Origin of the sequence: Bacillus sp. XF8 (assembly GCF_017498755.1) — a bacterium.
Classification (GTDB): Bacteria; Bacillota; Bacilli; order Bacillales; family Bacillaceae_G; genus Bacillus_A; species Bacillus_A bingmayongensis.
On record NZ_JAGDQK010000046.1, the window covers coordinates 1 to 24,237 of the forward strand.

Sequence of the window (24,237 nt, forward strand, 5' to 3'; positions counted from 1 at the left end):
AAGTGCTTGGGAATGTTCATGATAATCCAGAGTTACTAAAAAACTCAACAAAATAATCCTTTGAATAGAAAGTGAGGCCAAATTATGACCGCATACTCAACGAAAGAACAAGAAACGGTACTAGCGTACGACAACGAAACGAAGGAATGGAGCGCATATTCTTGCGTTCCTAAACACATTCGTAAATTAGTAGAGTTAGTCGGAGAGGAAAACGTTACAGTTATCGAGAGTGACGACGAAGATAAACTACTGGCGGTGCGTTGCACGTTAGGTGAAAAACAGATAAGCATGCGAAAACTACGTCAGTATAGCGAGGATCAGAAACGAGAGATGGCGGAGAGAATGCGGGCGGTTCGTGATAATATAAGTTGATATGTATTATGTCCTTTGCAAATGTTAATTTATTTACTAGAGTTATATGTAAAGGAATAGTGAGGAGTGACGAATATGATAGACGATGTAAAGGTATACACAGTTTTTGAAAATGATAAGGTTTCACATTTATTAATAGATGGAGTTAAGGTAGATAGATACGAGTTATTGGCCATGGCAAATGAAGCTGGATACGAAAATGAAAAATTTGCATGGCAGTTAATGAATTTAGCATCAAGTCTATTCCATCCTGATGATGATTCTACTTTTAATTCTTTATACAGTGCAGTAGCAATGCATATTACCTATTTAAATATGGAAAATGAATTTAACATACATTCTCTTTTTGATAAAAGGATAAAAGAAGTATTTCATGAGGATGCCGTAATTGTAAAGAGAAAAAACGACCAAAAACATCAACCAGATTCGTGGGTGAAACTTAATGACAAATATATCCCAGTTGAAATGGAAAAAGGAGCATTTGATAAGAAGGCATTAAATCAACTTAAACGTTATATGGAAGTTTACAGTAGTGTGGAAGGGATAGCCGTTGGCTCAAAGTTAACGGTAGATTTACCTGAAAATATCACATTTATTTCTATTCAAAAATTGAGGGTGAAGTAAAGAAATATAACTTATGGAGGTGTAGTTAATGAACTACGGAGAAATGCTTTTATCGAAGGTAGTAGATGCCGCTAACCCCGTTCAGCTGAACCATGTAACAGAACGAGATTTTGTTACAGAGGCGGAGCGTAAAGCGTACCGTTTTATCAAAGATTACGCAGAAATGAATCGAGGGAAAACGCCTGACTTCCGTACGCTAGTAGCAGAAGTCGACGGTTTCACTTACGTCCCACAAGTCGATGATAGTTTCGAGTATTTAACGAAACAAGTGAAATCTTATTCCGCTAAGATCGAAGTGATGGAGCTTTTACAAAACGAAGCGCCTACCCAATTTGAGGAAAAAGACGGAAATAGTTTCCTAGAATGGTTGCGAGATAGAGTCGACAGAGTTATAATTAGAACAAACGTTCGTGATAAAGTAGGAACAAGTTTGAAGGCTGATGCGAACAAGTTCCTAGAAGAATACGAACGTCGTAAAAATGGCGAGTCATATCGCATTTGGCACTCCCGTTTTCCATTTATCAATAAGGCGATTGGTGGTTATGTTTCTTCGAACGTCTACACAATCTACGGAAAGTCAGGGCGTGGTAAATCCGCAACGACTATCGAAGAAGGCGTAGAGATGGCGTTCCAAGGTGCAAACGTACTCATTTGGCTAATGGAAATGGGATGGTTCGAAGGAATGGTCCGTTTATACACTTCGATTTCTAGCCGTATCGGAGCGACTGTAGCCGAATTAGATGGCGTAAATTTGGAAGCGGGCTTCGATTCGAAGGAAATCCGTCACGGCAAATTATCGGAGGAATTCGAAGAAGGATTTAAGGCTTTCTTGTCGAATATTAACGAAATCCTACCTGGAAATATTATCGTACGAGGCGTAGATGACGACGACTTTCACCGAAGAGATTTACGTCAATTAGAAGTAGATATTACGGAGACGAACGCTGATGTCGTTATCATCGATCCGTTTTATTATCTCGACTATGAGACAAATACGAGTAAGACGGCTGGTGGCGATGCGGCAGCTACTTCTAAGGCCTTGCGTCGATTAGCAGGTAAGACGAGCGTAGTTATGTTCGCTATTACACAAGCGGATGAAGTAGATAATGGTGAAGATGACGACGGCAATCGTGAATTACGCTTACCGAAACGTAGCGAGGTAAAGAAAACGAAAGCGCTCTTAGAAGATGCTGCGTTATTGATAGCGGTTGACACTGACGCTAAGCAAGGGCGAGGTATGATCGGTATTAACAAAGGCCGTGACGGTGGCGAAGGTGAATCAGCCGAAATTATTTACATGCCGCAGATTGGCGTGATTAAAGAGATGGAAACCGGCGAACAGGCAGCGAAGCAATTTACTTCAGTTTTCTAGGAGGGGAAACGAATGGCAACGATTAAGATTCGCGATCAAGGCGTAAACATTGATATCGAGTACGAACTCCGTCAGTTTTCCTGGACTAACGAAAGATGGTCATCCGATAAGCTGATTGCAGCGAGTCCATTTCGATATGAACACACACCGAGCTTCTTCGTCAACTTAGATGGAGACTATGCTGGCACATGGAAAGACTCTGGCGCATTTGATAGCGAATGGGAAAGCGGCAACTTTACCCGATTGTTATCATATTTGCGCAATGAAACGTATGAAGAAACGGAAGATTATTTACTCGAGGCATATGGTGTGGAATATAGTTACGACAATTTAACACTCAAGCCGCCGAAACTCCGAATTGATAACGGGCATAGTCCACTCGATTTTGGTCGGTTGCAAGAGTACGCGTTTAGACATCCGTATTTAGGTGAGCGAGGTATTAGCGAAGTCGTCCAAAGACAAACGAAAATCGGTTACGACCGCTTTAGGCAGGCGGTAGTAATTCCGTGGTTTGATACAAACGGTAGACTAGCAAACATTAAGTACCGAAAGACGCGCGGCAAAGCGTTTTGGTACGAGAAGGACGGAAAGCCAATAGGCGACTTGATATACGGTTTACATCTTGCTTACAAACGGAACATTAGACGTGCAGTATATTGTGAGGCGGAAATAGATGCGATGTCATTTATGACGGCTGGGGTTTTCGGATTGGCAAACGGAGGCTCGTCGTTTAATCAAAGAAAGGCAGAGTTGATTTTAAAATCGCCAATAGAAGAATTAGTTATCGTGGCGGATAACGACCCGGCAGGCGAGAAATTACGAAAAGAACTTGAGAAATATTTAAACGGCAAAATACAGTTGACAAATGGATATATAAACGAATATAACGATGCGAATGAAGCGTTAGTGAAAGAAGGGGTAGATTCTTTACGATCCGTGATTGATAATGCGGAGCCAGTTCGATTAAACTTACTATACGTGAATTCACGTAGTGACGGTCGGAGGGAAGATGCGAAACCTTCCCGTTAAATAGATGTTATTCCGTTTCCCATTCGTACAATTCTTCGATGTCACAATGTAGTTTAGTAGCAATGTTGCGTGCTCTTTCTACGTTCGGCAAATTACGCAAGCTGACATAGTCCGTTATGGATTGCGGTGTAACACCGAGTTTCCTAGCGAGATCAGCTTGCGTAATGCCGTTTTTCTTACATAGTTCGGGAATACGGCACCTTCCGACTTTAAACGATGTAATCACCTCCTTTCTCAAATCGGAGGCTTAAAAGCTATTGTTCTTTGTTACTAGTAATTTTAACAACTTTTTCTATAGGTACGTCTAGGTGTAGACAAATATCTTCTATTGTACTTAAGTGTACAGACATTCCTCTGTTAATTCTAGCAATTGTTTTACTATGTAATATTTTATCTCTTAAATCGCTTATCACCATATCTTTTTCTTTTAGTGTGACATGGAGAGGGGTGTAATCAATCATTTTAACACATCCTTGGAAAAATATTTCTCAATATTCAAATGTGTACTTTTGTACACATATAAATTATAATTACATTATACCAAAATTTTCTTATACAGCATAGGAGGGTTTTCAAGTGCCGGGGTTTCATAGAGAGATATGTGATACTATTAATGATCGAGATGATATAACATTTTCAAGCGTTGCAGAAAAAATAGAAGCGTCCAAGCAATGTATGTCTAAATTTAAAAAGGATGGGACCATAGGGTTTAGAAAGCTCTTGAGACTCTCCTATTATGTGTTTCCAGACGAACAACGTGAGAAGATGGAAAATTGGTGTTTACAATTAGATACTGCTGAGTCAATACAACAAAGCTTTGAGTATGCAGCAATAACTAGAAATGTTACTTTGTTAAAGAAGTTACTTAAGTTACATAAAAAAGAGAAAGGTGTAATAGGTGATTATGTAAATGTGTATAATATAATTTACAAATATATGAATTATAGCATGGAAGGATATGAAATAATAGAAAATTTAAAAAAGATTGATTATACGGAAGATGCGACACTTAGAATTTTAGTAAATATACTCAAATGTTATGACTATTTTGCGAAGAAAAAGATTCATCTTATGCTAGATTTAGCTCTAGAAGTAGAAGAGATGATAAAAAACTTAAGTAATAGTCGTAAATTATTCATCAAAGAATGTTACCTCCATAGACTAGCTGAAATCTTAGCCCCAATTTATCTACATAGAAATGAGTTAGAGTTATCAAGACATTATTCTTCTTTAATTATTAATGCAAATATCTGCGCGAAAACCGTTTCTGATGCGTCATACTATTTAGGGATGACATACTTGATTGAAGATAAAGAAAAATGTATGAAATATCTTCAAAAAAGTCACGATATCGCTAAAACTATCGGGATTAAGAATTTGATTAACCAGACTAGAGATAACCTAGATTATGTTAAAATTTACCTAGGAGTACCTCTTGGAAGGGATTCAGACGCGAGACTTGTGATGTATCAGAATAATAAACGGAATAGAAAAATGATTGATGATTATATAAACGAGAGAGGTGAACGAGATTTTTTATTGATGTATCGAGCTTGCAGTCAAGAATCTCTGCCGGAGCTGTACGAGTGCTTCCAACGTTTCTTTTCGAATTCGAATTTTTTCTTCTCTAGTTTAATTGCAAAAGAAATCTTCGATAGAGGCGATCATTCCATGATGACTCAGATGTTGATTAACTTTAAATCACAAACGGTAAAAGGAGAGGTTCATTTTGAAAAAAGTTTTATTAGGAGTTTCCGCAGTTTTAACACTAGCTCTAGGAGTATTTGCGCTTAACGGATTTGCAGACGCACATTCGGATAACCAACAATATAAAGCACAAGAAACTAGACCTGGTGGTTGATTGCTAATTAAATAAGATTACTGAGGGCGGTCTTATTGGTCGCTCTTTTTTGTGCTTAGAGAAATGTTTACTAAAGTATACAAACTATAAATTCCAGTAGTTAGTGTACTTTGATAAATCTTCCATGGTAATATGCTACAATTTGAACATTAGCAATAAACGAAAAAGTTTTATCAAAAAAAAAATAAAAAATGTGCGCGGGCTTGGCAGCTAGTGCGTCATAGTTATTGTAAGGGGGAATAAGAAGTGAAAGACGAACAAAAATTGAATATTAACAAGATGGCAAATGATTATCTTCGAACAGGTGACGACTTCGTATTTACGGATTTGTACACTAGATTATCGGAGGTATATCGGGACAAGCTACGGTATTGGAGTACGAGTACATACATGGCGAACGAACACGACATAACTGGATTGTTCCACGATGTAATACAAAAGGTACTAAATAGCTTACGAGATAACGTTGGCGGCGATTTCGTAAAACTATTTGCAGTATCACTCGGAAATGGATACAAGTCATTGTTACGAAAGTTACGTACGAGAAGAAAATACGAAGTATATGATGGGCCAGATAGCGATGAGGAAGAGAACACGGCAATGTTCGAAACTATCGCAGATGATTACGATTTAGAAGAACACGTTACAAAAAAGAAAGAAGCCGACCAGCGTGAGCTAATCGACTTCCTTACCGACCCTGGACAGGTCAATGACGAGACAACGACGGTAATCGTTGAATCGTTTATTACGAATGATGGACCAACAACTCCGACGGCAATCGGAAAGAAATTGGGCCTTCATCATTCGACAGTGATTCGCAAGCTCGAGCGCCTGGCAAAGCGTTTCGATGAAAGACAATTCGGTGACTACCGAGATTATCTTCTTGCGTAAAAGTACGTTCTATATGCTTAGGCATTGCATATAGAAATCCATAATAGCACATTATGTTTGATGTACGGAGGGGTGTTAAGTAGCCCCTTTGTACTTACAACTAACCGACTTGGCAGGTCGATCAATTGTAATACTTTTGCTTAACGCTAAAACAAGTTAAGTTAACTCGCCTTAAGTTAAGTGAAGTCCACTTATAGGACCTCACTGTCATTATACAGTATTACCGTGGTACGTACAAATCAATTATTTGTAAATTCGGTCGACATTATCTGTCATATTACGTTTTATTCCTATATTAAAAGATAATATAACGCTGTTTATAGATGCACGTCGATATAACGTCATTACCCGTCGTTATCACCATCCACCTCCCCCGAATATACACAACGGGTAGTGGCGTCATATGGGCGTTTGGCATATACGTCCTAACAAAACCGATTCATGATTTCAGATTTCCTACCGATGTATCCCCCACGTCGGTATTGCGTAATTCCAGTGAGTTGCGTGATACGGGCGTGGGATTAACCCAAGCTCGAATAATAACGAAGGAGTTGTTTCAATGGGTATTAGAGAAACGTTAAAAAAACGTGAGGAACAACGTGAAGCTAATCAAAACGGAGGTAATAACGATTTTCCGGAAGGCGTAACGAGATACGTCCGGATGGGAAAACACGGTGAAGTAAACGCAGAAGGCCGAACGTTCATCTTATTAGCGGATCCGGACAATTGGTATTTTTACTTCGTACACGAAGACAAAACATTCGATGGTAAGCGAACGATCCACCGATTCCGAAAACATTCGTGTCTACACTCTCCACGTAAAACAAACGCAGACATTACGCAGTACTTCAAACCAGGTAAATCAGAGTGTCCGTCATGTAAAGTCGGTGCGAAACGTAAAATGTACGCAATGATTCCTGTGTACGACTTAGAGTATGGCACGTATCGCGTGATCGATACGGCTGAGTTCCATATCAATAACATTATCGCTGACTATGACAAAGCCGAAAAGATGGGCCGTAAGTTCAATCCGGAATATTCACTAGTAGGTGAAGCTGTACACGTTAAGCAAGTCGACAAATCCTATTCGCTTGAATCTGGTGAGGCAACGGACGAGCAAATCGAAAAGGCTAAAACGTTTATCGGAACGGACTTCAGTTACGAAGATTTAGCTAATTACCGCGAAGAGGGCGACATCATTACGTTGTTACAAGATGCGGAAGACGATGCGATTGATAAATCGAAGTTGCCAGGTACGCCTAAAACAAGTAGCGACGTATCACAGCCGATCGATATCTCAGACGATGCATTACCGTTCTAAGGAGGGCGTTTATATGGCACATGAAACAACAGTTAAGGGTGGTTGCTCGGAACTCCGAGTAGCCCTCGCGCTCTTAAACCTCGGTTGGGAAGTAGCGAATTCGTTCATCCCGGAGGTTTACGACTTAGTAGCGCGTGATCCGATTAACAAACAGTGGTACACAATACAGGTAAAAACAATTCGAGTACGCCATGACCGCGACGATGCATTGGTGGTACAAGCGAAAAAAGGTAATGGCGAAGCTTATACGAAAGATGATTGCGACTATATCGCAGGAGTCGAAGGCGACCGAGTATTCATGTTCGAATGTGCAGGACAACGTGAGTATTGGGCGACTGAGACTAGCGCAAGTCAACGTTGGATTGAGTTAACGGCGGTAACTAATAACGAAGAGAATGGGGAGGACGAATAATATGGCGAAGCTTACAGGCGTGAAAGTGGTTAATAAAAATACGGTGGAATATAACGGGTTTGTTTACGGGTTAGTTGCAGACGATGCACAAGCAAACGATTTATTACGATTCAAAGAAGATTATACTGACATCGATATCGGAGCATTCTATGCGGTAAAGCGTATTGATTCTGATGGTGATGTAGAGATTTTGGATAACGATAATGATGAACAATTTTTCGATATAGATGATTCGGGTTTTGATGTGTTCCGTAAATCCCACACAACTAATACGGACACTACCGACAAGCTAACCGACGCGGAAGGCGTAGTTACAATTACATCACCTGACGGTTCTAAAATCGTAGGCACTCCGTCTGACTTAAACAAGATTATACATAATTGGCAAGCATTACAGGCGGAACAGGTAGCGGCGGTGGAAATGCCGGAGGAGGCGGTCGAAGTAGAGGACGCAAGTGAGTCGGTGTCAGAACGTTTACAGGTCGGAGATTATGCGAAAGTTGTCGGAGACGGGAACGGTGTATCTACAACAGGAGATATCGTAAAAATTATCGCTGATGATGGTAGTGGTTGTCCTTTCAAAACTGAATACGTAAATGGTAACTATGCTGGCTGGAGATGGGTGAAAAGCTTAGTAAAAGCAACCGACGAAGAAGTCCTCGAAGCTAAGCAAGCGTTGTTGAAAGTAAATGATTACGCGAGGGTTATTGGTGTAACTCATACAGAAGATACTTGCAGTGAGCATAGTTATAAAAACGGCGACGTTATCGAACTCGTGAGATATGACGATGAAGATGATACGTTTAAAACTAAATACTTAGATGGTTCTGAAGCTTTATCTCCTTGGGTACACCGTAAAGACCTCGAACCACTAACGAAAGAAGAAACGGAACACATCGCTCGTGAAGCTGAGGAAGAGAAAAAGGCGAGAGCAGAACGTGAGGAGAAAGAAGCGGAGCGACTTAAGTGGGCGGCTATCGGTCGTGAGGTTGGTGAATTACGTAATGGCGATACTGTGCATTTAGCATATTGCGATTTACTAATAGGGAAAGTTTTAGGACTTAATGAAAAACATTCTTCTCCTTCTGAACCTCGTTATTATGTTGATTTTGGAGAAAGAAATCATGGTATCTGTACTGAAAAGGCAAGTGACTTAGTACTAATTGCTCCATCGGAATCTTTATTTAATCAAGCGCCTGTAACAGAGGCGGCTGAGAGATTTGAGTAGGGTTTGCGAAAATTGTAGCGCCGTACTCAACCGTAAAGAATTCGTATACGACGATCGTGAAGGCAAGTCATTTTGCGATAAACGTTGTTTCGAAGAGTGGGCGGAAGATAATCACGTCACGGTAGTGGATTTTTATTACCGATTAAATTGCAAGGAAACGGGGCGGTAAGTTATGACGCCGAAATTAACGTTGAACTTAAAAATACCGGGTGCTGAAGCCGTTGAAGAAACGAAGGCACGAGTAGCAAAAGCGGTCGAACGAAAGGTAAAGGCGACCGAAACGATGGAAGACGCGTGGCAACGGATTCTATCGATGAAAAACAGTGAGTCTGATAGGCAGAGACTTGCGGAAGTAAAAGAAGCGATGACGAAGGGCGAAATTGGTCGTAGCCCTTCCGACCTCGCTAAACGTTTTAGTAAGGCGGAAGCTTTACGGTTATGGAAAGTGTTACATGCTCATAAGAGAGAAGATAAGATACGTGAGATGGTGTTGGCTACACCGGAAAATTACGTATTAGTTACCGATGGCAAGGTATTAAAGCAAATGTTAGATGATATGAAGACGTCAGATTTAGTCGGATTTGACTGTGAGACTTTCGGAGAGGATAACGGAGCATTGGACCCGTGGAATGGTGAAGTCGCTGGCTTTTCGATATCGACGAGAGGTCACAATTACTACGTACCGTTGAATCACGAAGAAGGCCCGAATTTAAGCAAAGAAGTTTTATTACAATACGTTAAACCTGTATTAGAGCAAGTGAAAACCGTAATGCATAACGCACCTTTCGACTGTAAATGGTTTATGCAGCGTTACGGAATTAACTTAATCGATAACTTACATGCAGATACAAGAATAATGGCGATGGCATTAGATGAAAACCGTAACCATAGACTGAAGGATTTGATAACGGATTGGTTACGTCAGCCTAGCGATAACTTCGATGAACTATTCGGTAAGACTCCGTTTAATGAAATACCTTTAGATGTAGCGTTAGTTTACGCAGCGGGTGACACGGAGAAAACCTTGAAACTTTACGATTGGATTATGGAATGGTTTGACAAACGAGAGGATTTACAAGAAATCAAGTCGCTCGTTTTTAACATAGAGATGCCAGTATGTAGACAGTTCATTAAGTCGGACTTAATCGGTATCAACTTCGACGAAGAGAAAGCGAATGTATTAGACGGACAACTAGCTGAAGAAGAGGCGCAAATACAGCGTGAGATATACGAATTATTCGATGAAGAAATTAACTTAGGTTCACCGGTTCAACTAAAGAAAAAGTTATTCGTAGATTTAAAGTTACCTGATGTAGAGAACGGATCAACTGGCGTAAAAGCGTTGAAGAAGTTGAAAGGGAAGCATCCCGTAATTTCTAAGATTCTCGATTATCGAGGCGTCAGCAAACTACGCGAAGCATTTACACAAAAGCTACCTAAAGAAATTAAACACGACAATAAAATTCATCCGTGGCATAACACGTATGGAGCGGCGACAGGACGGTTTACATGTAAATCACCAAACACTCAGCAGATACCAGCAAAGCGTCCTGAAATACGCCACCTGTTTACATCGAGTGCAGGTAAAATACTCGTTTCTATAGATTACTCGCAAATTGAATTAAGGGTATTAGCGCATATGGCTGAGGAACCGGAACTAATTAAGGCGTTCAAAGAAGGACGCGACATCCACTCGACTACGGCAGCGATGATTAGTAACGGTAAATATACGTATGAAGACATTCAGGCTGAAAAAGATACAGACGGTTCACCTGAGCAGAAATTCCGTAAGCAAGCTAAGGTAGTTAACTTCGGAATTGTATACGGAATGAGTGACAAAGGGTTAGCCGATACGTTAGGTATTACGAGAACCGAAGCGCAAACAATTATCGATAACTACTTCAAAGGTTACAAAGGGATTCAACGATATATGGACGAGCAGAAACTATTGGCTCGTAAGCAAGGTTACATTACGGATATTTTCGGTAGGAAGCGTCGGTTGCATACCGAGTACAAGTCGAAAGACCGTTTCTTACATTTCCGTGCGGATCGTATGGCCGGTAACTTTCCGATTCAAGCGTCAGCCGGTTCGATTTTAAAGAAAGCAATCGTAGATTTACAGGCAGTTTTATCGAAACATAACGTAGATATTTTACTTCAGGTACATGACGAATTGTTATTCGAGTGCCCGAGAGATATTTCGAAGGAAGCACTATTCGAATTAAAAACTACGATGGAAAACGCGGTTAAATTATTAGTTCCCGTCAGATGTGACGTTGAGATAAATCCAGAGCGATGGTTAGAGAAAGTTAGTATCGAAAAGTGGTTTAACGAAGAGGAGGAAACGGAATGAAAATTAAAATAAACGCTGATCATTACAAAGGGTTTGAAGATTACGGATATTTGATAATTGATGGAGTAAAGTACGAGTATCATGACGAGTTATCATCGGACATGGACGATGATGGTCGTCGGGAGCTTTATATTTTAAAGCGAGAAACAGACGGCAAGTTTTTCATGTTCGATATTTACTACGTACGTTATGGCTACGAAGATTATGGGTTTGATAAACACTGCCAATCGAATGATATCCACGAGGTTGAAGAACATCAGGTTACTATTACGAAATGGGTTTCGGTAAAGGAGGGCGTAAATGATTAACCTATCCGAAGTATCTACAAAAGAATTAAGCGAGGAATTAGAGAGGCGACAGGGCGTAATCACCGTCCAGGTCGAGCCTTACGAAAAGATAGAAGTCGGAGGAATCGTGGTTAACGGTCCGGCAATCGTTTTAATAAATCAAGACTAAAACAATTTAGGAGTGAGCGACATGGCGTCATTAAAACTTTATACATTTAACGTATTTCTTGCTGGTGTAATTTTTATCAATTCCTTGAGTCTTTTAGTAAAAGGCCACTACTTAATTTCTTTATTAGCAGCGGTACTTTTAGTATCAGGTTACTTCGTAGAGAGACGTTCGTACAAACAGTTCAAGGAGGCGTTGACTTATCGTAACGAAAACTAACGCAGCGCAATTACTACGTCAGAACACGCAGGAAACATTCGCTTATGAAATCGCAGAGGAATTCCGTCAATTCTTCGAAACATGGCATTCTTATTCGGAACCTTACGACACGCATTTAGACGTCTGGCTCCACGAAAGCTATGCGAAAGTATTAAGTAAAGGTGGATACTTAGATTATCGAAGTCTGCCGTATTTTTCTCCTTCCTCGGCGAATAGTTGTCCGAGGGAGCTTTACGAAAAGGCGTTACGTAGTCCGCGAGATCAAGACGAAGTGAAACCGTGGCAACGACGATGGCAGTTCATCGGAACTAACATCGGAGACGCAATCCAACGTGATATTTTACTAGCGGAACGACATTACAAGAAGTTCACTGGCGAGAAACCACGCTTTAAATTTGAACGAACGAAAGACGGTTATCCAGCGTTTGAGGATTTCGTTAAAACTCGTAAGGTAATCGAACACAAGGGTCAACGTTTTTCATTAATCGGTACGTGTGACGGTATTTTAGAATACACCGATGAGAATGGCGTAGTTACACGAGTTGGGCTCGAAATTAAATCGAAACAGACATCGTACAGTAGAACTTCTGAATATTCGCTGCGCGAACCTGGCGCCGACCACGTCAAACAAGTTACATGCTACTCGTTAATGTATGACTTAGATTATTACATCGTACTTTACATGAACGCATCGAAGAAAGCATGGAATATGAACGAAGAAGATTATGCGAAGTATCCGGATTTCAGAGCGTTTGGTGTTGCGGTAACGGATGACATGCGTAACGAAGTATTGGACAAGTTTGCTAGTATCGTAGCGGCGGTTAAGACGAAACAACCTCCGAAACTAGATATCGAGCATTGGACATTTAACAACTTTAAGGCAGCGTGTGCACAGTCGTTAAGTGACGAGGAGTATGAGGAGATTAAAACGCAAGTCAATCGAGTGAAGCGTTCGAGTTTATCAGATACGAAGAAAGCTCCGTATATCGGGGCGTTAGAGTTTATCGATAAAGTACGGGAGGGAATGTAAATGGGTTATTACACGGATCATACACTACAAACCACAAACGCTAATACTAGTAAAATACTAAGCGATTTATACGAAAAAATGGAAGCTGGTTCTTTAGACTTTGATACTGAAATTTTCTATGCAGTAGATAAGTACGGTGAGTTTTATGACTCTACTAAATGGTACGACTACGAAACGGAAATGTCGGCAATCTCTCGTTTGTATCCCGATGTTATTTTCGAACTAAGTGGCAAAGGTGAAGAAGCTGGCGACTTATGGAAAGCGTACTTTAAAAACGGAAAGATTCAACGGTGTCCAGCGGAGATTACCTACGATGAATACGACGAAAATAAATTAGAGGTCTTGTAGTGATGTCTCGAAGTAAAAAGGCTTTCCGTGTTTTAAGTATCGACACCTCGTTAGGTTCTCCAGGAATCGCCGTCATAGACGTAATTAACGGCAAGCCGAAACTAATCGACGTATCGCACGTTAAAACAAAGTCGACCGAACCAATCGCTTTACGCACGAAAACAATCGAAGCATGGGCGCACTTATTCATACGCAAATACGCGCCCTACGATTTGATAGTCCGAGAGGGATTCGCTAGTAAAATACCACATACGAATTATACGGTGTTTAGCGCATGGAATGCGGTGGATCGTGCGTTAAATGATTTCGGTTTGAAAGTCGATGATAGTATCGGACAAGCTTCCGTTAAAAAGAAACTACTCGGTAAGGGACGTGCAGAAAAGGAAGAGGTCGAGGCTGGCGTGAGGCGATACGTTGAGTGGGGCGAATTTAAGACGAGTGATGAATCGGATAGTATTGCCATAGCTTTAGCGTATTTAATCGATAAGGGAATTATTACGAAGGAGGAAACAGAATGAAAACATTTTACGAAGAAGATATCGAAAAGGTTTTTACGTTACTAGACTCATTCGAAAACATCGCTTTAGGAAAAGACGCACAGTACTTTCCTCAATTTGTCGAAGGATATACACAAGCGAAAAGAGATGCAAGGTTGGCGCTAAAAGCATTGGTTGCGTCAAAGGAGATTGAGTAATGAAATACGTACTTCACCGATTAGGAATCGTATTTTCACCGTCACTCACACAAAAAGGAGTCGGACCATTTCCTATTAAGTCCGCGAGAAAAAGATTTGAACAACGTATTAGATTAATCGAAGAATTCTTACGTAAGCAAAGGGAGGACGTTTGATGTTTACTTACTTATTGCTCGAATTTTTAGGTGGAATGGCGTTAGGTCTCGGATTCTTTACTTCTGTAGCGATTGTACACCTTATTGCCTCGTTATTAAAAACGAAAAAGGAGGCGTCTAAGTAATGGACAAGTTAACCGAACTATTCTCTTTACAATCCGATTTAGATAACCGAATCATTTCCGAAAGAAACATCGATAAGTCACTCGACGAATGGGTCGTAGGTATTACAATCGCAATGGAAAGCGAGATTGACGAGATTCGCCGAGAAGTTAATTGGAAGTGGTGGAAGAACGAGAAACCAATCGATAAGGAAGCGTTACAAGGCGAAGTAATCGACATGTGGCATTTCTTAATTAGCCTGTCGATTAAGTGCGGTTTATCAGCGGAAGATGTATATCGAATTTATCTAGAGAAGAATCGAGAGAATCACGCAAGGCAGGACGGAACGAGTACGAAGGAAGGGTATGCGGTCGAAGGACAACTCGAATTTGATTTCGAAAATGGAGGCGTTAAGTGATGGATAATGAGAAATTCAGCAGATTAATATACGCACTAACAAAGCACGCCGCTAACGGTGATTTCACGGAATTCCTTGATACGTGGGGATTGACATTGGAGGAGTACAGCGAGATTCGTGATTACTTAAAAGAAACTTACGGAATTAAACCATATTTGTAAGGAGGATGATTAACTATCCCTAAACCATTAAGTAGATTCATTGGACATAGATTTGGGTATCTCGAAGTTTTAGATGTTTATAGAAAAGAAGTAAACGGGTATCGACGTACTATGTTCCTAGTCAAATGTGATTGTGGAACGGAGAAAGAAATCTTGTCACACAATGTCGTTAATGGACCAGTCAAAAGTTGTGGCTGTAAAAGCGGAGAGATGAAGAAACAAATAAAACATGGTATGCATGATACACGTATTTACCAAACTTATGCAGATATGAAACAGCGTTGTTTGAATCCTAATAATCCTCGATACCATCGTTATGGTGGAAGAGGGATCATCATATGTGATGAGTGGTTATCTGATTTTATGGATTTTTACATTTGGGCCATGTCTCATGGGTATAAAGACGATTTGACAATCGAGAGAATAGATAACGATGGTAACTATTGTCCTGAAAATTGCAAATGGGCAACTATGGAGGAACAGCTTAAAAATAGGAGTTTTAGGAGGAAAGCCGTATGAAAATTGAGTTGTTGGCACACACAAGATTATCTGAATCATTTAAAGAGAAGTTGTATAAAGATGGTTCGATTTCTTTTGATCAATACGGAGAATTAGATGAGGTTACTGATGGACAAGTTGTTACGTTATCAGCAATACGTACTTGTTATAGTGCAAACAAACCCTCAGAAATTGCTATAAAAGAAGGTCACCGATATTTCAAAAAGGAAGCTACAGACGGAAAAGGTGGGACTGATGCAGACCGTTTAATCAGACACATAGTAGCTAGTAAACACACCTCCACATTGGAAGCAGTGACATTTACGTTTGCTATCGAAGGTGTAAGCCGAGCTCTACTAGCACAACTCACTCGACATCGAGTCGGATTTAGCTTTTCGGTACAGTCGCAGAGATATGTACGATTTGGCAGTGACGATAAGTCGGGCGGGTTTGATTACGTAGTACCTGATAATGTTAAAAAATGCGAAAGTGAGAGTGTATTTACTACCTACGACTTGTACAACGATTTTATGGATAAAGCGCAAGAGTATTACGATGAACTGCGCGCAGCAGGAGTGCCTGCCGAAGATGCGAGAATGGTCCTTCCGCAAGCAGCAACTACGAATCTAGTCATGACGGTGAATTTACGTAGTTTACTAGACTTCTATGCTAAACGTCGTGCAGGAAACGGGGCACAAGCCGAAATCGCAGAGTTAGCGGAAAAACTACGAAAAGAAGTCGTTAAAGTAGAGCCGTGGGTAGACGAGTTTTTCGAAGGAGGTAGAAACTAAGTGATTGACACGATTAGAGAAATCATAGAATTATACGACGCAGAATGTATGAGTGAGAGCGATACTCTAGAGGCTATCTCGCAAGTGCTAGGAGGCAAATAGATGACGATATTAGCGTGGGTCAGTTTAGTGATTAACGTATTCATTGCGTTAGTAACGCTCGGTTCAAATGATATGGAGAGTGACGCAAGAATATTTTCGTTAGCAATCCAGTTTCCAACGTTATTGTTTATCGTTTTATACCTAATCAATTAAGGAGGGCGTTATTATGGCAGACGTAACTAAATTCGAAAGTAAAGATGGATATATCTACGCGGTTGGCGGAAAGAGGTACCGTGAGTTATCAAAAGAGCCAGCGGTTGGGGATACGGTGTTAATCGTTGCTAAAGATAAAGGTAGTCTCGGTTACGAGGAAGGAGGAAGGTACGAAGTAGTACGTGTATATAGCGACGGATGTATTGATATTTTAGATGATGAAGATGACGATGCTTATGTTCTTTGGGAGGAATTCATAATCGTCGAACCTATCGAAAGTGAAACTCCGACTCCTATGCCTTGTGTACCTTACGATGTGTTTGACGATTTTAAAACGAAACTAACACGCCTAGAAGAACGAACTGAAGAAAACCACCGTAATATCCTAACGTTCTCACAAACGGCAGAATCCGCACGAAGTACCGCATCGAAAGCAATCGGAGGTGTGAACGCTCTAGACGAACAGTTAGAGTTAGTGCGTGAAGATATCGTATTCCTTGACGAGAAGATAGACGAGTTAGCAGTAAAATCACCGCAAAACATTACGATAAACATTAACGTCTTAGATATCGAATCTGCTAAAGCAATCGTTGAATCCTTTACGAAAGGGCGTGAGTAATTTGTTATGTAACGCTAAGAAAATCGCTATTACGGGTAAAGCCCGAAGTGGTAAGACGGAGTTATCCCATTACGCTTGGATGTTATATGGCTTCAAAGAATTCGACTTCTCAGCGGTGTTAAAGGACGAGTTCCATCGACTGTTTCCACATATCCCACGCGACCCGAAACCACGCGCCTACTATCAAAAATTCGGTCAGTGGTTACGTGAGATTGATCCGGACATTTGGGTAAGGTTAACAATGGCGAAGGTGCACGAATATTGTTTCGAGGATTCGCTAAATAAAGTGAATCACAAGCCGAAAGTATTAGTAAACGGAGTGAGACAACCGAATGAGTATCGACTCCTTAAGGACGAAGGTTTTACAATTATCCGAGTAAACGCATTGGATGACTTGCGTATCGGTAGGGCGCACAGCGCGGGCGATGTATTTACCGAGTCTGATTTATCGCATGAAACGGAAAGTCATATCGATACTTTCGAGGTAGATTACGAGGTTAATAACGTTGGTACTGTCGGCGATATGTACAATCAGTTCGATGTGATTATGCGAGATATTGGAGTGCAAGCGGTTAGTAGTAGGGAGATTGTAGCGGATGCTTTTAGTGATTTGAAAGCTATTTTATAAATCAGGGTATTAAAAAATAAAGTCTCATCTAAAAGGATGAGACAAGAGAAGAAAAAATAGTAAGCATCGATAAGAACAATTCTTTCAGAGCGTATGCAATAAGCGCGATAAATATAAGAGCACATCCGTATAAAATTACTCTGAAAATCTCGCTAAGTGTATGACGTGTAGAAGTTTTTACATGTCCCCACTGTGCTTTAAATATTAGAGAGCGGGTCGGTAATTTAAGTTCTTTTCGTATTCTTTCAAACTCATTATCAATTTCGATACAAAGAGTTTCAAATGACTCATATTTAAACTGACCGTTATCTAATTCTTGTTTTATTTTACGAGTATGGTATACGACATACGGATCTATTAACTCGTAATGTTTATCTATTATTTTAAGCATTTTGTATAGCGCTTCATTATATTTTTCTTCACTCATTTCTCTGTAGAGATTTGGTTCTATAGCTCTGAATAAAGGAAGATAAGCTTTATAAAGGCGTTTGTTTTGAATGTCTAAGGTTTGGTTGTTCTTTATAGTCGATCTACCTATAAAGAACGTAGCTAATGCAGGTGCAACGGTTGCAAGCATTTTTATATAGTCTTCAAAATTAAAATTCATTATTTAACCACGCTCCTTCTAAGAAATAATACCAAAAATTACTGTATTTGTCTGTAAATAGATAGCCAAGAAAATGGAGGAATCACTATGAATAACGTAATCATTTACACAAAAAACGCATGCCCCAATTGCGAGCAAGTAAAGTGGAGCTTAAACGCTGCTGGAGTAACCTATGAAACTCGTAATATCGACGAAGACCCATCGCATGCAGCCTGGATGGCGGACAAAGGTTATATGAGCGCACCTGTAACCGTATTTCCTAGCGGTAAGGAATTAGTCGGATTTGATATGGGCGAATTCGCCAATGAATTAGGTCTTTAATTATATCGAATATAAGGAGCGATTATATGACGAATAACACATTTAAATACGTATCATTATTCTCTGGTGTAGGCGGATTCGAACAGGCGATGAATAAACTCGGAGGGAAATGCGTAATGTCCTCCGAGATTGATAAATTCGCAAATCAAGCTTACGAGGTGCTTTACGGACATAAAACAGTCGGAGATGTGACGAAGGTCGCTGCGGGAGATGTCCCGGATCATGACGTTTTAGTTGGTGGGTTCCCTTGTCAAGCGTTCTCCGTAGCAGGTAAACGATTAGGATTCGATGATACGCGAGGAACGTTATTCTTCGAAGTTGCACGCATTGCAAAGGAGAAACGACCGAAACTATTACTACTAGAGAACGTAAAAGGTCTTATTTCACACGATAAAGGAAAGACGTTAGATACGATTATCAAAGCATTAAATGACATTGATTACACGGTTGACTTCAACGTACTGAATTCGAAATACTTCGGTGTCCCACAGAACCGTGAACGGATTTTTATCATCGGTATTCTGAACGGAGAAACAGAAGAGTGGAAAATCGAAGGGAACAACGTAATTGCTAAAGGTAAAAAACGTATCAGTGCATACGAAGGTGTCAAAACGTTCAACTTCGATTGGCCTGTGCAAGATACAGTGACGACTAGATTACGAGATATTCTAGAAGACGAAGTGGACGAGCGTTATTATCTTAGTGAAGAGAAGACGGCGAAGTTGATTGCGCAATTAGAAGACAAAGAAAATGATGTTAAGTTTGTTGGTGGAATTGATAGCGGAAGCAAGTGGTTAGACGATGGAAAAAACTTATCTCGTAATTTTAAACAAGGCAATCGCGTATACGACTCAGATGGAATCGCAACAACTTTAACGTCCCAATCAGTCGGAGGATTAGGAGGACAAACATCGCTTTATAAAATAGACGGTGGACATCAAGAACCGAAAATAGCGGTACAGATGAATCGTAATAATATTGGTAGGAAATCGGATATTTCGCACTGCTTAATGGCGAGGGATTATAAAGGGTTTGGCAATCAAGATATGACAGGAATAATCGAGGAAGTCCGCCCAGTCCTTACGCCCGATCGTATAGAAAAACGACAAAACGGACGTAGATTCAAAGAGAACGACGAACCATCGTTTACATTAACCGCACAAGATAGACATGGAGTGGCAATCCGTGAGGCAACGAAGCAAGGTTACGCAATTGCAGAAGTCGGCGATTCAATTAACGTTCAATTTCCAAATAGTAAAACCCGTAGAGGAAGAATCGGAAAAGGTGTCGCTCAAACGCTAGAGACATCGTGCAATCAAGCGACGTTAGTAGAAGACCAGCGATTCTTAATAGATGACCAAGGACGTACAAGTAAAAAATTAAAACCGTTGGATATATCGCCTACACTACGAAGAGAAATGCATGGAAACGAACCTAGAGTAGTCGAACCACCATCGTACAGAATACGCAAACTCACTCCGAAAGAATGTTTTAGACTACAGGGCTTTGCAGATTCCGAGTTTGATAAGTTAGTTGGCGCTGGAATATCGAACTCACAACTTTATAAGTTAGCCGGTAATGCGGTCACGGTAAACGTAATTGAAGCGATTGGCAGTCGCTTATTGAAATACTTAGCGCATAACGAGATAGGCAGTCGTTATGTAAAAGGAGCGTGAGTATATGGGAAGCGTTAAACGTGACCTTACTATTAACGAAAGAATGCTAGAACATACTTATGCGTTAGATAATCCGAGGTCAGTCGATTTATTATTACGACACTTACCCTATATGAGAGAACGTAGGTACAACGGTGATTATGACGCAAGTATTATATTAATCGACTTAGAGACGGCAATCTCACAAGCGGACTTGACGGATAGGCAGCGTCAAGTCTTGCGGTTAGTATATTTCGAAGATATGAAACAGCGAGACGTGGCAATCTCGCTTGGGATAACGGCACCAACAGTTAATTTGTATAAGCGGTTGTTAACGCAGAAGATAGCGGCAGTGTTTGAACGATGGGCGTGGGAAGATGAAGGTTATAAATTGACGGTAGTAAAGGTCGAAAGAGAGGCGGTCGCTTAATGGAGCAGGCGAAATATATTTTCGATACAAACGGAGATTACAAAACGCAGTTCGAAACGTACGTAAATACGCTAATTACCGCTCACCGAGAAAGCGATTCTGAGGCGATTAGTAATAGAGATGTACGTACGAAGGAAATTAAATCGCTCACAGACGCTTATGTGGAAGTGGTGGGAGAACGACCTGAACCGAAACAACTTGAAAGATTGACGGATTTACTCTTACACGAAGAACTATCGGACCCTCGTCCGGATAAGATGACGTTAGAGGAATATCCGATTATGAGCAGTGATCAGGAACCGCGTCGACATGGTAAAGAGGTACCGATGAAAGTAGCGGAGGAATATGGCGTGGATAGACGAAATTACAAGCCTCCAGTGCGGAGGAAACGTACGAGAAAAGAGACGTGGAAAATCGATAGGGAAGCGAAGTCTAGGAACGAGGAGAGACGGAGGGAATATCGAGAGTTTACGAGGATGCAGCCTGTAAAAATATTACGTAAATATGTTGATTGGCTTCCATTATTAGAACGAGAGAAGAACGTGAAAGTGTTAGATGACGATGGCGGACGGATGTTATATAACGAAGGGAAGTACGATGAGTTGCTGACTAAGGAACAAGCGCAACATTACTTCATGTTTAATACGATTATGGGAAATATTTACGGAGGAGACCGCTAGAGATAGCGGTCTTTTTTATGATTTATCAATATGTTAGAATTGTATAGTAACATCAAGATGCTGAAAATTCGAACTTTAAAAACGAAGGGGAAATGGAAAAATGAAAAAATTAACAGATGTACTTTCACTTAAACAAGTGGAAAGCCCAGAGATGCAATATTATATTTACATAAATACAAAGAGGGATGTTGAATTAAAAGGTCGTATTGATTTGGCAGAGAAAGATAAAGAAGAGCAAATACAAACGGAATTAATAGAATTCATAGAAAACCAAGACAATGAAAATGAATTTCTTCTAGTCGGTAATCAAGCTGTAAAAGTTAATGAAGTTATTTATGTAAAGGTAGAATCATTTAGATACTTTGGTTTTTAAGAAAAACTATTGTTGATAGAGAATAACACATCTCCAAAAAAAGGCGCCCATTTTAGGTGCTTTTTTTGTAAAATAAGCCAATTTATTTTGTTATATCCATTTACATATGTTAATAGGTTTGGTATAATATAAGTATAAGGAGGTGAGGAAATGCTAGACGATATGATAAAAGTTCTTCAAATTATCTACTTCATCGTTTCAATCGCTTGGATTGCCGCTCAAGCTTCGAAAAAAGACGACGAGTAAGATAACTGAAGAACTCACACAAGGGAAGCGAGTTGGTCGCTCGCTTCTCAATAAAATTATAACACGTCTAGTTACAAAATGAAAAAGAATAACAAAACGTTCATCTTTTCGTTAATATTAGCGTGCTTCGCCGTTATCGGAATCCGTCAAATGTGGCAGAATACATTTACCGATGTAATAGCGGTGGCAATGCAGATTGTTACGATCTTAGTCGTCGCTAAGGATTTAGTGGGAGGTATACGCAAGTGAAGTACAGTTTAAATTCACGCCAGGAAGTCGAGGACTTCGTACGTAATGAAGTCCTTACGGCTCCTGAAGCTATCGAAATATTAAGTATTACACGTGCACGTATGAGTCAGTTAATTAAGCAGGGGAAAATCACACCAGTGAAGAAACTCGATAAAGTTAGCTTGTTTTTACGGGCAGATGTCGAGGAGAAACGTAAGGAATTAGAGGCTTTACGAGAGAAGTACCAGCCGTATAATGCAGCGAAGGAAGACGAGTAGAGGCCGCCGGAAACGGCGGTTTATTTTTATTGTTAAAATAATCCATTAATTGTATTATAAAATGAGGTATGTGAAGTGGTTCATCGATTGAGGGAGGAAAACAAATGATAGAAGAGTTACAATATTTACCTTTAGAAGATATAGAAAAAGATAAACTTGGATTTAAAGAAAAAGCATTGGAAATTGCTACATTTATTAATGATTTTTCACCAAAACTACCGTATGCCCTCTCTATTAATGGTTCGTGGGGAGCAGGTAAATCTACAATGTTAAATTTTATAGAATCCAAATTGGATAAAGGAAAATGTAAAGTCGTACGATTTAATCCTTGGATGATTACTGAAAAAGAAGAGTTGATAAAAAGTTTGTTTGAAGAAATATATTATGCAATGGGAGAAGGGGATTTTCAAAATGCGAAAAATACATTCTTCAAATATGCGCAAAAGATAATACCTTCAGCAACAAAAGCTATTACATTTGCCGGAGCGTATATGTACGGTATTGTGCCAGCAGCGGCTGCCACAGCAGGCACAATCGCAGGAGATGTCACACAAGTAGTTAGTGATGCATTCTTTGATGAGAAACCTTTATCAAAGAGAAAACAGGATTTGAATAATATATTAGATCAAACTCTTAGAGAAGACGGACAAAAAATAGTAATAATGATTGATGAGTTAGATAGATTATTTCCTGATGAAGTTGTTACAGTCTTTCAAATGATTAAATCTAACCTCGATTTACCTGGATTATTTTTCATAGTCGCTATGGATGAAGAGGTCGTATTTGACGCTTTAATAAAAAAGGGAGTAAGTAAGCCTCCATATTACTTACAAAAGATTTTTCAAAGAAAATATCTTATTAATACAAAATATCAAATTAAAACGCTTTCTGAAAATTTTATTATGAAACATCTTGTTTCACATAAAAAATCACATAAAGCATTACGAGAGGCTCTATTAGCATATTTCTATTTAGAAGATTTTTACTTCATTTATGCACCAAATGAGGTTGCTAGTTTCTATGATTCTGCATTATCGGAAAATTATGTTTATAGAAATGATACAGATAAAGGTGATATTGGAGAATCATATTATACTGTATCGAGAGTTTTGGCGAGGGAGCTTAACCTACATAATCCTAGGGCATTTCTAAGGTTTGCAGAAATACTTATTGAAAAATGGGATAGATACTATAATCACATATTTGAAAAAGAAAAAGAAATTGAACAGTTTGTATACATATCATTTTTAATTTTTATTTCTCATTATACATGTCCTGATTATACAGAATTACATTTTTTAATGAAGAGTAAACGTAAAGATGATGATAGACCACAATTCATACAAGAAGTTGGTATGCATATTCAGTATTTAACCCCATCGTTTAAATACGAATTGGAAAATGATACGTTTGAAGAGATAGACTGTGATTATGTAATGAGGGTAGCCATTGAGTATTTAAATCAATTTCCTGACTTTAAAGGGCAGTAAATTATATTAGTTTTATAAATCTATACTAATTTTTCTTCCTTTAGTTATCTATACGTAATAGGGAAACGCTAAGTATCCCACTTTACGTATTATAA

General features: G+C 39.7%; 36 protein-coding genes. 33 read left to right on the plus strand and 3 right to left on the minus strand.

All coding sequences use genetic code 11. The features are described 5' to 3' along the window. Positions 1 to 84 precede the first annotated feature (84 nt). From J4P91_RS24345 to J4P91_RS24360, 4 genes are all read left to right on the plus strand, one after another. Positions 85 to 372 carry a hypothetical protein gene (locus tag J4P91_RS24345; protein ID WP_207996119.1) on the plus strand — a complete coding sequence of 96 codons (288 nt, stop codon included), beginning with the start codon at positions 85 to 87 and terminating at the stop codon, positions 370 to 372. 75 nt (positions 373 to 447) lie between these two features. After that, positions 448 to 996, plus strand: coding sequence for a hypothetical protein (locus J4P91_RS24350; RefSeq protein ID WP_207996120.1), 549 nt, complete (start codon positions 448 to 450; stop codon positions 994 to 996). 28 nt (positions 997 to 1,024) lie between these two features. Beyond that, positions 1,025 to 2,368, plus strand: coding sequence for a DnaB-like helicase C-terminal domain-containing protein (locus J4P91_RS24355; RefSeq protein ID WP_207996121.1), 1,344 nt, complete (start codon positions 1,025 to 1,027; stop codon positions 2,366 to 2,368). A 12-nt stretch (positions 2,369 to 2,380) separates the two neighbouring features. Beyond that, positions 2,381 to 3,397, plus strand: coding sequence for a toprim domain-containing protein (locus tag J4P91_RS24360; protein WP_207996122.1), 1,017 nt, complete (start codon positions 2,381 to 2,383; stop codon positions 3,395 to 3,397). Between the two features lie 7 nt (positions 3,398 to 3,404). Here J4P91_RS24360 and J4P91_RS24365 read toward each other — a convergent pair whose 3' ends face one another. Both J4P91_RS24365 and J4P91_RS24370 read right to left on the minus strand, forming a co-directional pair. Beyond that, positions 3,405 to 3,623, minus strand: a complete 219-nt coding sequence (locus J4P91_RS24365; RefSeq protein WP_307802549.1) for a helix-turn-helix transcriptional regulator — start codon at positions 3,621 to 3,623, stop codon at positions 3,405 to 3,407. Positions 3,624 to 3,651: 28 nt separating this feature from the next. Continuing rightward, entirely contained in the window at positions 3,652 to 3,858 is a 207-nt protein-coding gene (locus tag J4P91_RS24370) for a helix-turn-helix domain-containing protein (protein WP_207996123.1), read from the minus strand. 115 nt (positions 3,859 to 3,973) lie between these two features. Between J4P91_RS24370 and J4P91_RS24375 the strand changes: the two genes are divergently transcribed. The 22 genes from J4P91_RS24375 (at position 3,974) to J4P91_RS29120 (ending at position 17,834) form a co-directional block, all read left to right on the plus strand. Then, positions 3,974 to 5,191, plus strand: coding sequence for an AimR family lysis-lysogeny pheromone receptor (locus J4P91_RS24375; protein ID WP_207996124.1), 1,218 nt, complete (start codon positions 3,974 to 3,976; stop codon positions 5,189 to 5,191). Positions 5,192 to 5,504: 313 nt separating this feature from the next. After that, positions 5,505 to 6,149, plus strand: a complete 645-nt coding sequence (locus J4P91_RS24380) for a sigma-70 family RNA polymerase sigma factor (RefSeq protein WP_207996125.1) — start codon at positions 5,505 to 5,507, stop codon at positions 6,147 to 6,149. A 559-nt stretch (positions 6,150 to 6,708) separates the two neighbouring features. Then, on the plus strand, positions 6,709 to 7,470 hold the full coding sequence (locus J4P91_RS24385; protein WP_207996126.1) for a single-stranded DNA-binding protein: 762 nt from the start codon (positions 6,709 to 6,711) through the stop codon (positions 7,468 to 7,470). 13 nt (positions 7,471 to 7,483) lie between these two features. Continuing rightward, positions 7,484 to 7,882: a hypothetical protein gene (locus J4P91_RS24390; RefSeq protein WP_207996127.1), complete on the plus strand. Its 399-nt coding sequence runs from the start codon at positions 7,484 to 7,486 to the stop codon at positions 7,880 to 7,882. A gap of 1 nt (position 7,883) precedes the next feature. After that, complete coding sequence (locus J4P91_RS24395) at positions 7,884 to 9,110, plus strand: hypothetical protein (RefSeq protein ID WP_207996128.1); 1,227 nt, start codon at positions 7,884 to 7,886, stop codon at positions 9,108 to 9,110. Between the two features lie 172 nt (positions 9,111 to 9,282). Then, positions 9,283 to 11,463, plus strand: a complete 2,181-nt coding sequence (locus J4P91_RS24400; protein WP_207996129.1) for a DNA polymerase — start codon at positions 9,283 to 9,285, stop codon at positions 11,461 to 11,463. After that, positions 11,460 to 11,771 carry a hypothetical protein gene (locus tag J4P91_RS24405; protein WP_207996130.1) on the plus strand — a complete coding sequence of 104 codons (312 nt, stop codon included), beginning with the start codon at positions 11,460 to 11,462 and terminating at the stop codon, positions 11,769 to 11,771. The genes J4P91_RS24400 and J4P91_RS24405 overlap by 4 nt, the downstream gene beginning before the upstream one ends. Next, the gene (locus J4P91_RS24410; RefSeq protein WP_098709864.1) at positions 11,764 to 11,919 is read left to right on the plus strand and encodes a BC1881 family protein; all 156 of its coding nucleotides are present in this window, start codon (positions 11,764 to 11,766) and stop codon (positions 11,917 to 11,919) included. Before J4P91_RS24405 ends, J4P91_RS24410 begins: the two co-directional genes overlap by 8 nt. A gap of 21 nt (positions 11,920 to 11,940) precedes the next feature. Further along, the gene (locus J4P91_RS24415; protein ID WP_207996131.1) at positions 11,941 to 12,135 is read left to right on the plus strand and encodes a hypothetical protein; all 195 of its coding nucleotides are present in this window, start codon (positions 11,941 to 11,943) and stop codon (positions 12,133 to 12,135) included. Positions 12,136 to 12,406: 271 nt separating this feature from the next. After that, the gene (locus tag J4P91_RS24420) at positions 12,407 to 13,165 is read left to right on the plus strand and encodes a hypothetical protein (protein ID WP_243763989.1); all 759 of its coding nucleotides are present in this window, start codon (positions 12,407 to 12,409) and stop codon (positions 13,163 to 13,165) included. After that, on the plus strand, positions 13,166 to 13,513 hold the full coding sequence (locus J4P91_RS24425; protein WP_207996132.1) for a hypothetical protein: 348 nt from the start codon (positions 13,166 to 13,168) through the stop codon (positions 13,511 to 13,513). A gap of 2 nt (positions 13,514 to 13,515) precedes the next feature. Continuing rightward, entirely contained in the window at positions 13,516 to 14,031 is a 516-nt protein-coding gene (locus J4P91_RS24430) for a crossover junction endodeoxyribonuclease RuvC (RefSeq protein WP_207996133.1), read from the plus strand. Continuing rightward, positions 14,028 to 14,207, plus strand: coding sequence for a hypothetical protein (locus tag J4P91_RS24435; RefSeq protein ID WP_207996134.1), 180 nt, complete (start codon positions 14,028 to 14,030; stop codon positions 14,205 to 14,207). Before J4P91_RS24430 ends, J4P91_RS24435 begins: the two co-directional genes overlap by 4 nt. After that, complete coding sequence (locus tag J4P91_RS24440) at positions 14,207 to 14,362, plus strand: hypothetical protein (protein WP_207996135.1); 156 nt, start codon at positions 14,207 to 14,209, stop codon at positions 14,360 to 14,362. Before J4P91_RS24435 ends, J4P91_RS24440 begins: the two co-directional genes overlap by 1 nt. Beyond that, complete coding sequence (locus J4P91_RS29465; RefSeq protein WP_279538699.1) at positions 14,362 to 14,487, plus strand: hypothetical protein; 126 nt, start codon at positions 14,362 to 14,364, stop codon at positions 14,485 to 14,487. The genes J4P91_RS24440 and J4P91_RS29465 overlap by 1 nt, the downstream gene beginning before the upstream one ends. After that, positions 14,487 to 14,882: a dUTPase gene (locus tag J4P91_RS24445; RefSeq protein WP_207996136.1), complete on the plus strand. Its 396-nt coding sequence runs from the start codon at positions 14,487 to 14,489 to the stop codon at positions 14,880 to 14,882. The genes J4P91_RS29465 and J4P91_RS24445 overlap by 1 nt, the downstream gene beginning before the upstream one ends. After that, positions 14,882 to 15,043 (plus strand): hypothetical protein, encoded by a 162-nt coding sequence (locus J4P91_RS24450; RefSeq protein ID WP_207996137.1) that lies wholly within the window; start codon positions 14,882 to 14,884, stop codon positions 15,041 to 15,043. Before J4P91_RS24445 ends, J4P91_RS24450 begins: the two co-directional genes overlap by 1 nt. Positions 15,044 to 15,253: 210 nt before the next feature. Then, positions 15,254 to 15,562: a hypothetical protein gene (locus J4P91_RS24455; protein WP_207996138.1), complete on the plus strand. Its 309-nt coding sequence runs from the start codon at positions 15,254 to 15,256 to the stop codon at positions 15,560 to 15,562. Beyond that, entirely contained in the window at positions 15,559 to 16,332 is a 774-nt protein-coding gene (gene thyX, locus J4P91_RS24460) for an FAD-dependent thymidylate synthase (RefSeq protein WP_207996139.1), read from the plus strand. Before J4P91_RS24455 ends, thyX begins: the two co-directional genes overlap by 4 nt. Positions 16,333 to 16,434: 102 nt before the next feature. Beyond that, positions 16,435 to 16,587 carry a hypothetical protein gene (locus J4P91_RS24465; protein ID WP_207996140.1) on the plus strand — a complete coding sequence of 51 codons (153 nt, stop codon included), beginning with the start codon at positions 16,435 to 16,437 and terminating at the stop codon, positions 16,585 to 16,587. Positions 16,588 to 16,600: 13 nt separating this feature from the next. Then, positions 16,601 to 17,206: a hypothetical protein gene (locus J4P91_RS24470; protein ID WP_207996141.1), complete on the plus strand. Its 606-nt coding sequence runs from the start codon at positions 16,601 to 16,603 to the stop codon at positions 17,204 to 17,206. A gap of 241 nt (positions 17,207 to 17,447) precedes the next feature. Continuing rightward, positions 17,448 to 17,834, plus strand: coding sequence for a hypothetical protein (locus J4P91_RS29120; RefSeq protein WP_243763990.1), 387 nt, complete (start codon positions 17,448 to 17,450; stop codon positions 17,832 to 17,834). Positions 17,835 to 17,862: 28 nt separating this feature from the next. Here J4P91_RS29120 and J4P91_RS24480 read toward each other — a convergent pair whose 3' ends face one another. Further along, on the minus strand, positions 17,863 to 18,441 hold the full coding sequence (locus tag J4P91_RS24480) for a hypothetical protein (protein WP_207996143.1): 579 nt from the start codon (positions 18,439 to 18,441) through the stop codon (positions 17,863 to 17,865). Positions 18,442 to 18,528: 87 nt separating this feature from the next. Here J4P91_RS24480 and J4P91_RS24485 point away from each other — a divergent pair, with 87 nt between their 5' ends. The 7 genes from J4P91_RS24485 to J4P91_RS24515 all read left to right on the plus strand — a co-directional run bounded on the left by J4P91_RS24485 (position 18,529) and on the right by J4P91_RS24515 (position 24,142). Then, complete coding sequence (locus J4P91_RS24485; protein ID WP_207996144.1) at positions 18,529 to 18,762, plus strand: glutaredoxin family protein; 234 nt, start codon at positions 18,529 to 18,531, stop codon at positions 18,760 to 18,762. Positions 18,763 to 18,788: 26 nt separating this feature from the next. Then, complete coding sequence (dcm, locus tag J4P91_RS24490; RefSeq protein ID WP_207996145.1) at positions 18,789 to 20,438, plus strand: DNA (cytosine-5-)-methyltransferase; 1,650 nt, start codon at positions 18,789 to 18,791, stop codon at positions 20,436 to 20,438. Between the two features lie 4 nt (positions 20,439 to 20,442). Next, the gene (locus J4P91_RS24495) at positions 20,443 to 20,847 is read left to right on the plus strand and encodes a sigma factor-like helix-turn-helix DNA-binding protein (RefSeq protein ID WP_207996146.1); all 405 of its coding nucleotides are present in this window, start codon (positions 20,443 to 20,445) and stop codon (positions 20,845 to 20,847) included. Next, on the plus strand, positions 20,847 to 21,527 hold the full coding sequence (locus J4P91_RS24500; RefSeq protein ID WP_207996147.1) for a hypothetical protein: 681 nt from the start codon (positions 20,847 to 20,849) through the stop codon (positions 21,525 to 21,527). Before J4P91_RS24495 ends, J4P91_RS24500 begins: the two co-directional genes overlap by 1 nt. 100 nt (positions 21,528 to 21,627) lie before the next feature. After that, positions 21,628 to 21,900, plus strand: a complete 273-nt coding sequence (locus J4P91_RS24505) for a hypothetical protein (protein ID WP_207996148.1) — start codon at positions 21,628 to 21,630, stop codon at positions 21,898 to 21,900. A gap of 491 nt (positions 21,901 to 22,391) precedes the next feature. Then, complete coding sequence (locus tag J4P91_RS24510; protein ID WP_207996149.1) at positions 22,392 to 22,652, plus strand: helix-turn-helix domain-containing protein; 261 nt, start codon at positions 22,392 to 22,394, stop codon at positions 22,650 to 22,652. A 104-nt stretch (positions 22,653 to 22,756) separates the two neighbouring features. Beyond that, on the plus strand, positions 22,757 to 24,142 hold the full coding sequence (locus tag J4P91_RS24515) for a KAP family P-loop NTPase fold protein (RefSeq protein ID WP_207996150.1): 1,386 nt from the start codon (positions 22,757 to 22,759) through the stop codon (positions 24,140 to 24,142). The last annotated feature ends 95 nt before the right edge of the window (positions 24,143 to 24,237 follow it).

What these genes read in the sequence shown, in the direction of transcription:
- J4P91_RS24485 (WP_207996144.1), top strand. Translation starts at nt 18,529, where the DNA reads ATGAATAACGTAATCATTTACACAAAAAACGCATGCCCCAATTGCGAG.
- dcm (WP_207996145.1), top strand. Translation starts at nt 18,789, where the DNA reads ATGACGAATAACACATTTAAATACGTATCATTATTCTCTGGTGTAGGC.
- J4P91_RS24400 (WP_207996129.1), top strand. Translation starts at nt 9,283, where the DNA reads ATGACGCCGAAATTAACGTTGAACTTAAAAATACCGGGTGCTGAAGCC.
- J4P91_RS24390 (WP_207996127.1), top strand. Translation starts at nt 7,484, where the DNA reads ATGGCACATGAAACAACAGTTAAGGGTGGTTGCTCGGAACTCCGAGTA.
- J4P91_RS24355 (WP_207996121.1), top strand. Translation starts at nt 1,025, where the DNA reads ATGAACTACGGAGAAATGCTTTTATCGAAGGTAGTAGATGCCGCTAAC.
- J4P91_RS24410 (WP_098709864.1), top strand. Translation starts at nt 11,764, where the DNA reads ATGATTAACCTATCCGAAGTATCTACAAAAGAATTAAGCGAGGAATTA.
- J4P91_RS24435 (WP_207996134.1), top strand. Translation starts at nt 14,028, where the DNA reads ATGAAAACATTTTACGAAGAAGATATCGAAAAGGTTTTTACGTTACTA.
- J4P91_RS29465 (WP_279538699.1), top strand. Translation starts at nt 14,362, where the DNA reads ATGTTTACTTACTTATTGCTCGAATTTTTAGGTGGAATGGCGTTAGGT.
- J4P91_RS24505 (WP_207996148.1), top strand. Translation starts at nt 21,628, where the DNA reads ATGAAAAAATTAACAGATGTACTTTCACTTAAACAAGTGGAAAGCCCA.
- J4P91_RS24440 (WP_207996135.1), top strand. Translation starts at nt 14,207, where the DNA reads ATGAAATACGTACTTCACCGATTAGGAATCGTATTTTCACCGTCACTC.
- J4P91_RS29120 (WP_243763990.1), top strand. Translation starts at nt 17,448, where the DNA reads ATGGCGAAGGTGCACGAATATTGTTTCGAGGATTCGCTAAATAAAGTG.
- J4P91_RS24470 (WP_207996141.1), top strand. Translation starts at nt 16,601, where the DNA reads ATGGCAGACGTAACTAAATTCGAAAGTAAAGATGGATATATCTACGCG.
- J4P91_RS24360 (WP_207996122.1), top strand. Translation starts at nt 2,381, where the DNA reads ATGGCAACGATTAAGATTCGCGATCAAGGCGTAAACATTGATATCGAG.
- J4P91_RS24445 (WP_207996136.1), top strand. Translation starts at nt 14,487, where the DNA reads ATGGACAAGTTAACCGAACTATTCTCTTTACAATCCGATTTAGATAAC.
- J4P91_RS24345 (WP_207996119.1), top strand. Translation starts at nt 85, where the DNA reads ATGACCGCATACTCAACGAAAGAACAAGAAACGGTACTAGCGTACGAC.
- J4P91_RS24370 (WP_207996123.1), bottom strand. Translation starts at nt 3,858, where the DNA reads ATGATTGATTACACCCCTCTCCATGTCACACTAAAAGAAAAAGATATG.
- J4P91_RS24385 (WP_207996126.1), top strand. Translation starts at nt 6,709, where the DNA reads ATGGGTATTAGAGAAACGTTAAAAAAACGTGAGGAACAACGTGAAGCT.
- J4P91_RS24450 (WP_207996137.1), top strand. Translation starts at nt 14,882, where the DNA reads ATGGATAATGAGAAATTCAGCAGATTAATATACGCACTAACAAAGCAC.
- J4P91_RS24405 (WP_207996130.1), top strand. Translation starts at nt 11,460, where the DNA reads ATGAAAATTAAAATAAACGCTGATCATTACAAAGGGTTTGAAGATTAC.
- J4P91_RS24425 (WP_207996132.1), top strand. Translation starts at nt 13,166, where the DNA reads ATGGGTTATTACACGGATCATACACTACAAACCACAAACGCTAATACT.
- J4P91_RS24465 (WP_207996140.1), top strand. Translation starts at nt 16,435, where the DNA reads ATGACGATATTAGCGTGGGTCAGTTTAGTGATTAACGTATTCATTGCG.
- J4P91_RS24480 (WP_207996143.1), bottom strand. Translation starts at nt 18,441, where the DNA reads ATGAATTTTAATTTTGAAGACTATATAAAAATGCTTGCAACCGTTGCA.
- J4P91_RS24515 (WP_207996150.1), top strand. Translation starts at nt 22,757, where the DNA reads ATGATAGAAGAGTTACAATATTTACCTTTAGAAGATATAGAAAAAGAT.
- J4P91_RS24415 (WP_207996131.1), top strand. Translation starts at nt 11,941, where the DNA reads ATGGCGTCATTAAAACTTTATACATTTAACGTATTTCTTGCTGGTGTA.
- J4P91_RS24455 (WP_207996138.1), top strand. Translation starts at nt 15,254, where the DNA reads ATGAAGAAACAAATAAAACATGGTATGCATGATACACGTATTTACCAA.
- J4P91_RS24350 (WP_207996120.1), top strand. Translation starts at nt 448, where the DNA reads ATGATAGACGATGTAAAGGTATACACAGTTTTTGAAAATGATAAGGTT.
- J4P91_RS24495 (WP_207996146.1), top strand. Translation starts at nt 20,443, where the DNA reads ATGGGAAGCGTTAAACGTGACCTTACTATTAACGAAAGAATGCTAGAA.
- J4P91_RS24500 (WP_207996147.1), top strand. Translation starts at nt 20,847, where the DNA reads ATGGAGCAGGCGAAATATATTTTCGATACAAACGGAGATTACAAAACG.
- J4P91_RS24430 (WP_207996133.1), top strand. Translation starts at nt 13,516, where the DNA reads ATGTCTCGAAGTAAAAAGGCTTTCCGTGTTTTAAGTATCGACACCTCG.
- thyX (WP_207996139.1), top strand. Translation starts at nt 15,559, where the DNA reads ATGAAAATTGAGTTGTTGGCACACACAAGATTATCTGAATCATTTAAA.
- J4P91_RS24395 (WP_207996128.1), top strand. Translation starts at nt 7,884, where the DNA reads ATGGCGAAGCTTACAGGCGTGAAAGTGGTTAATAAAAATACGGTGGAA.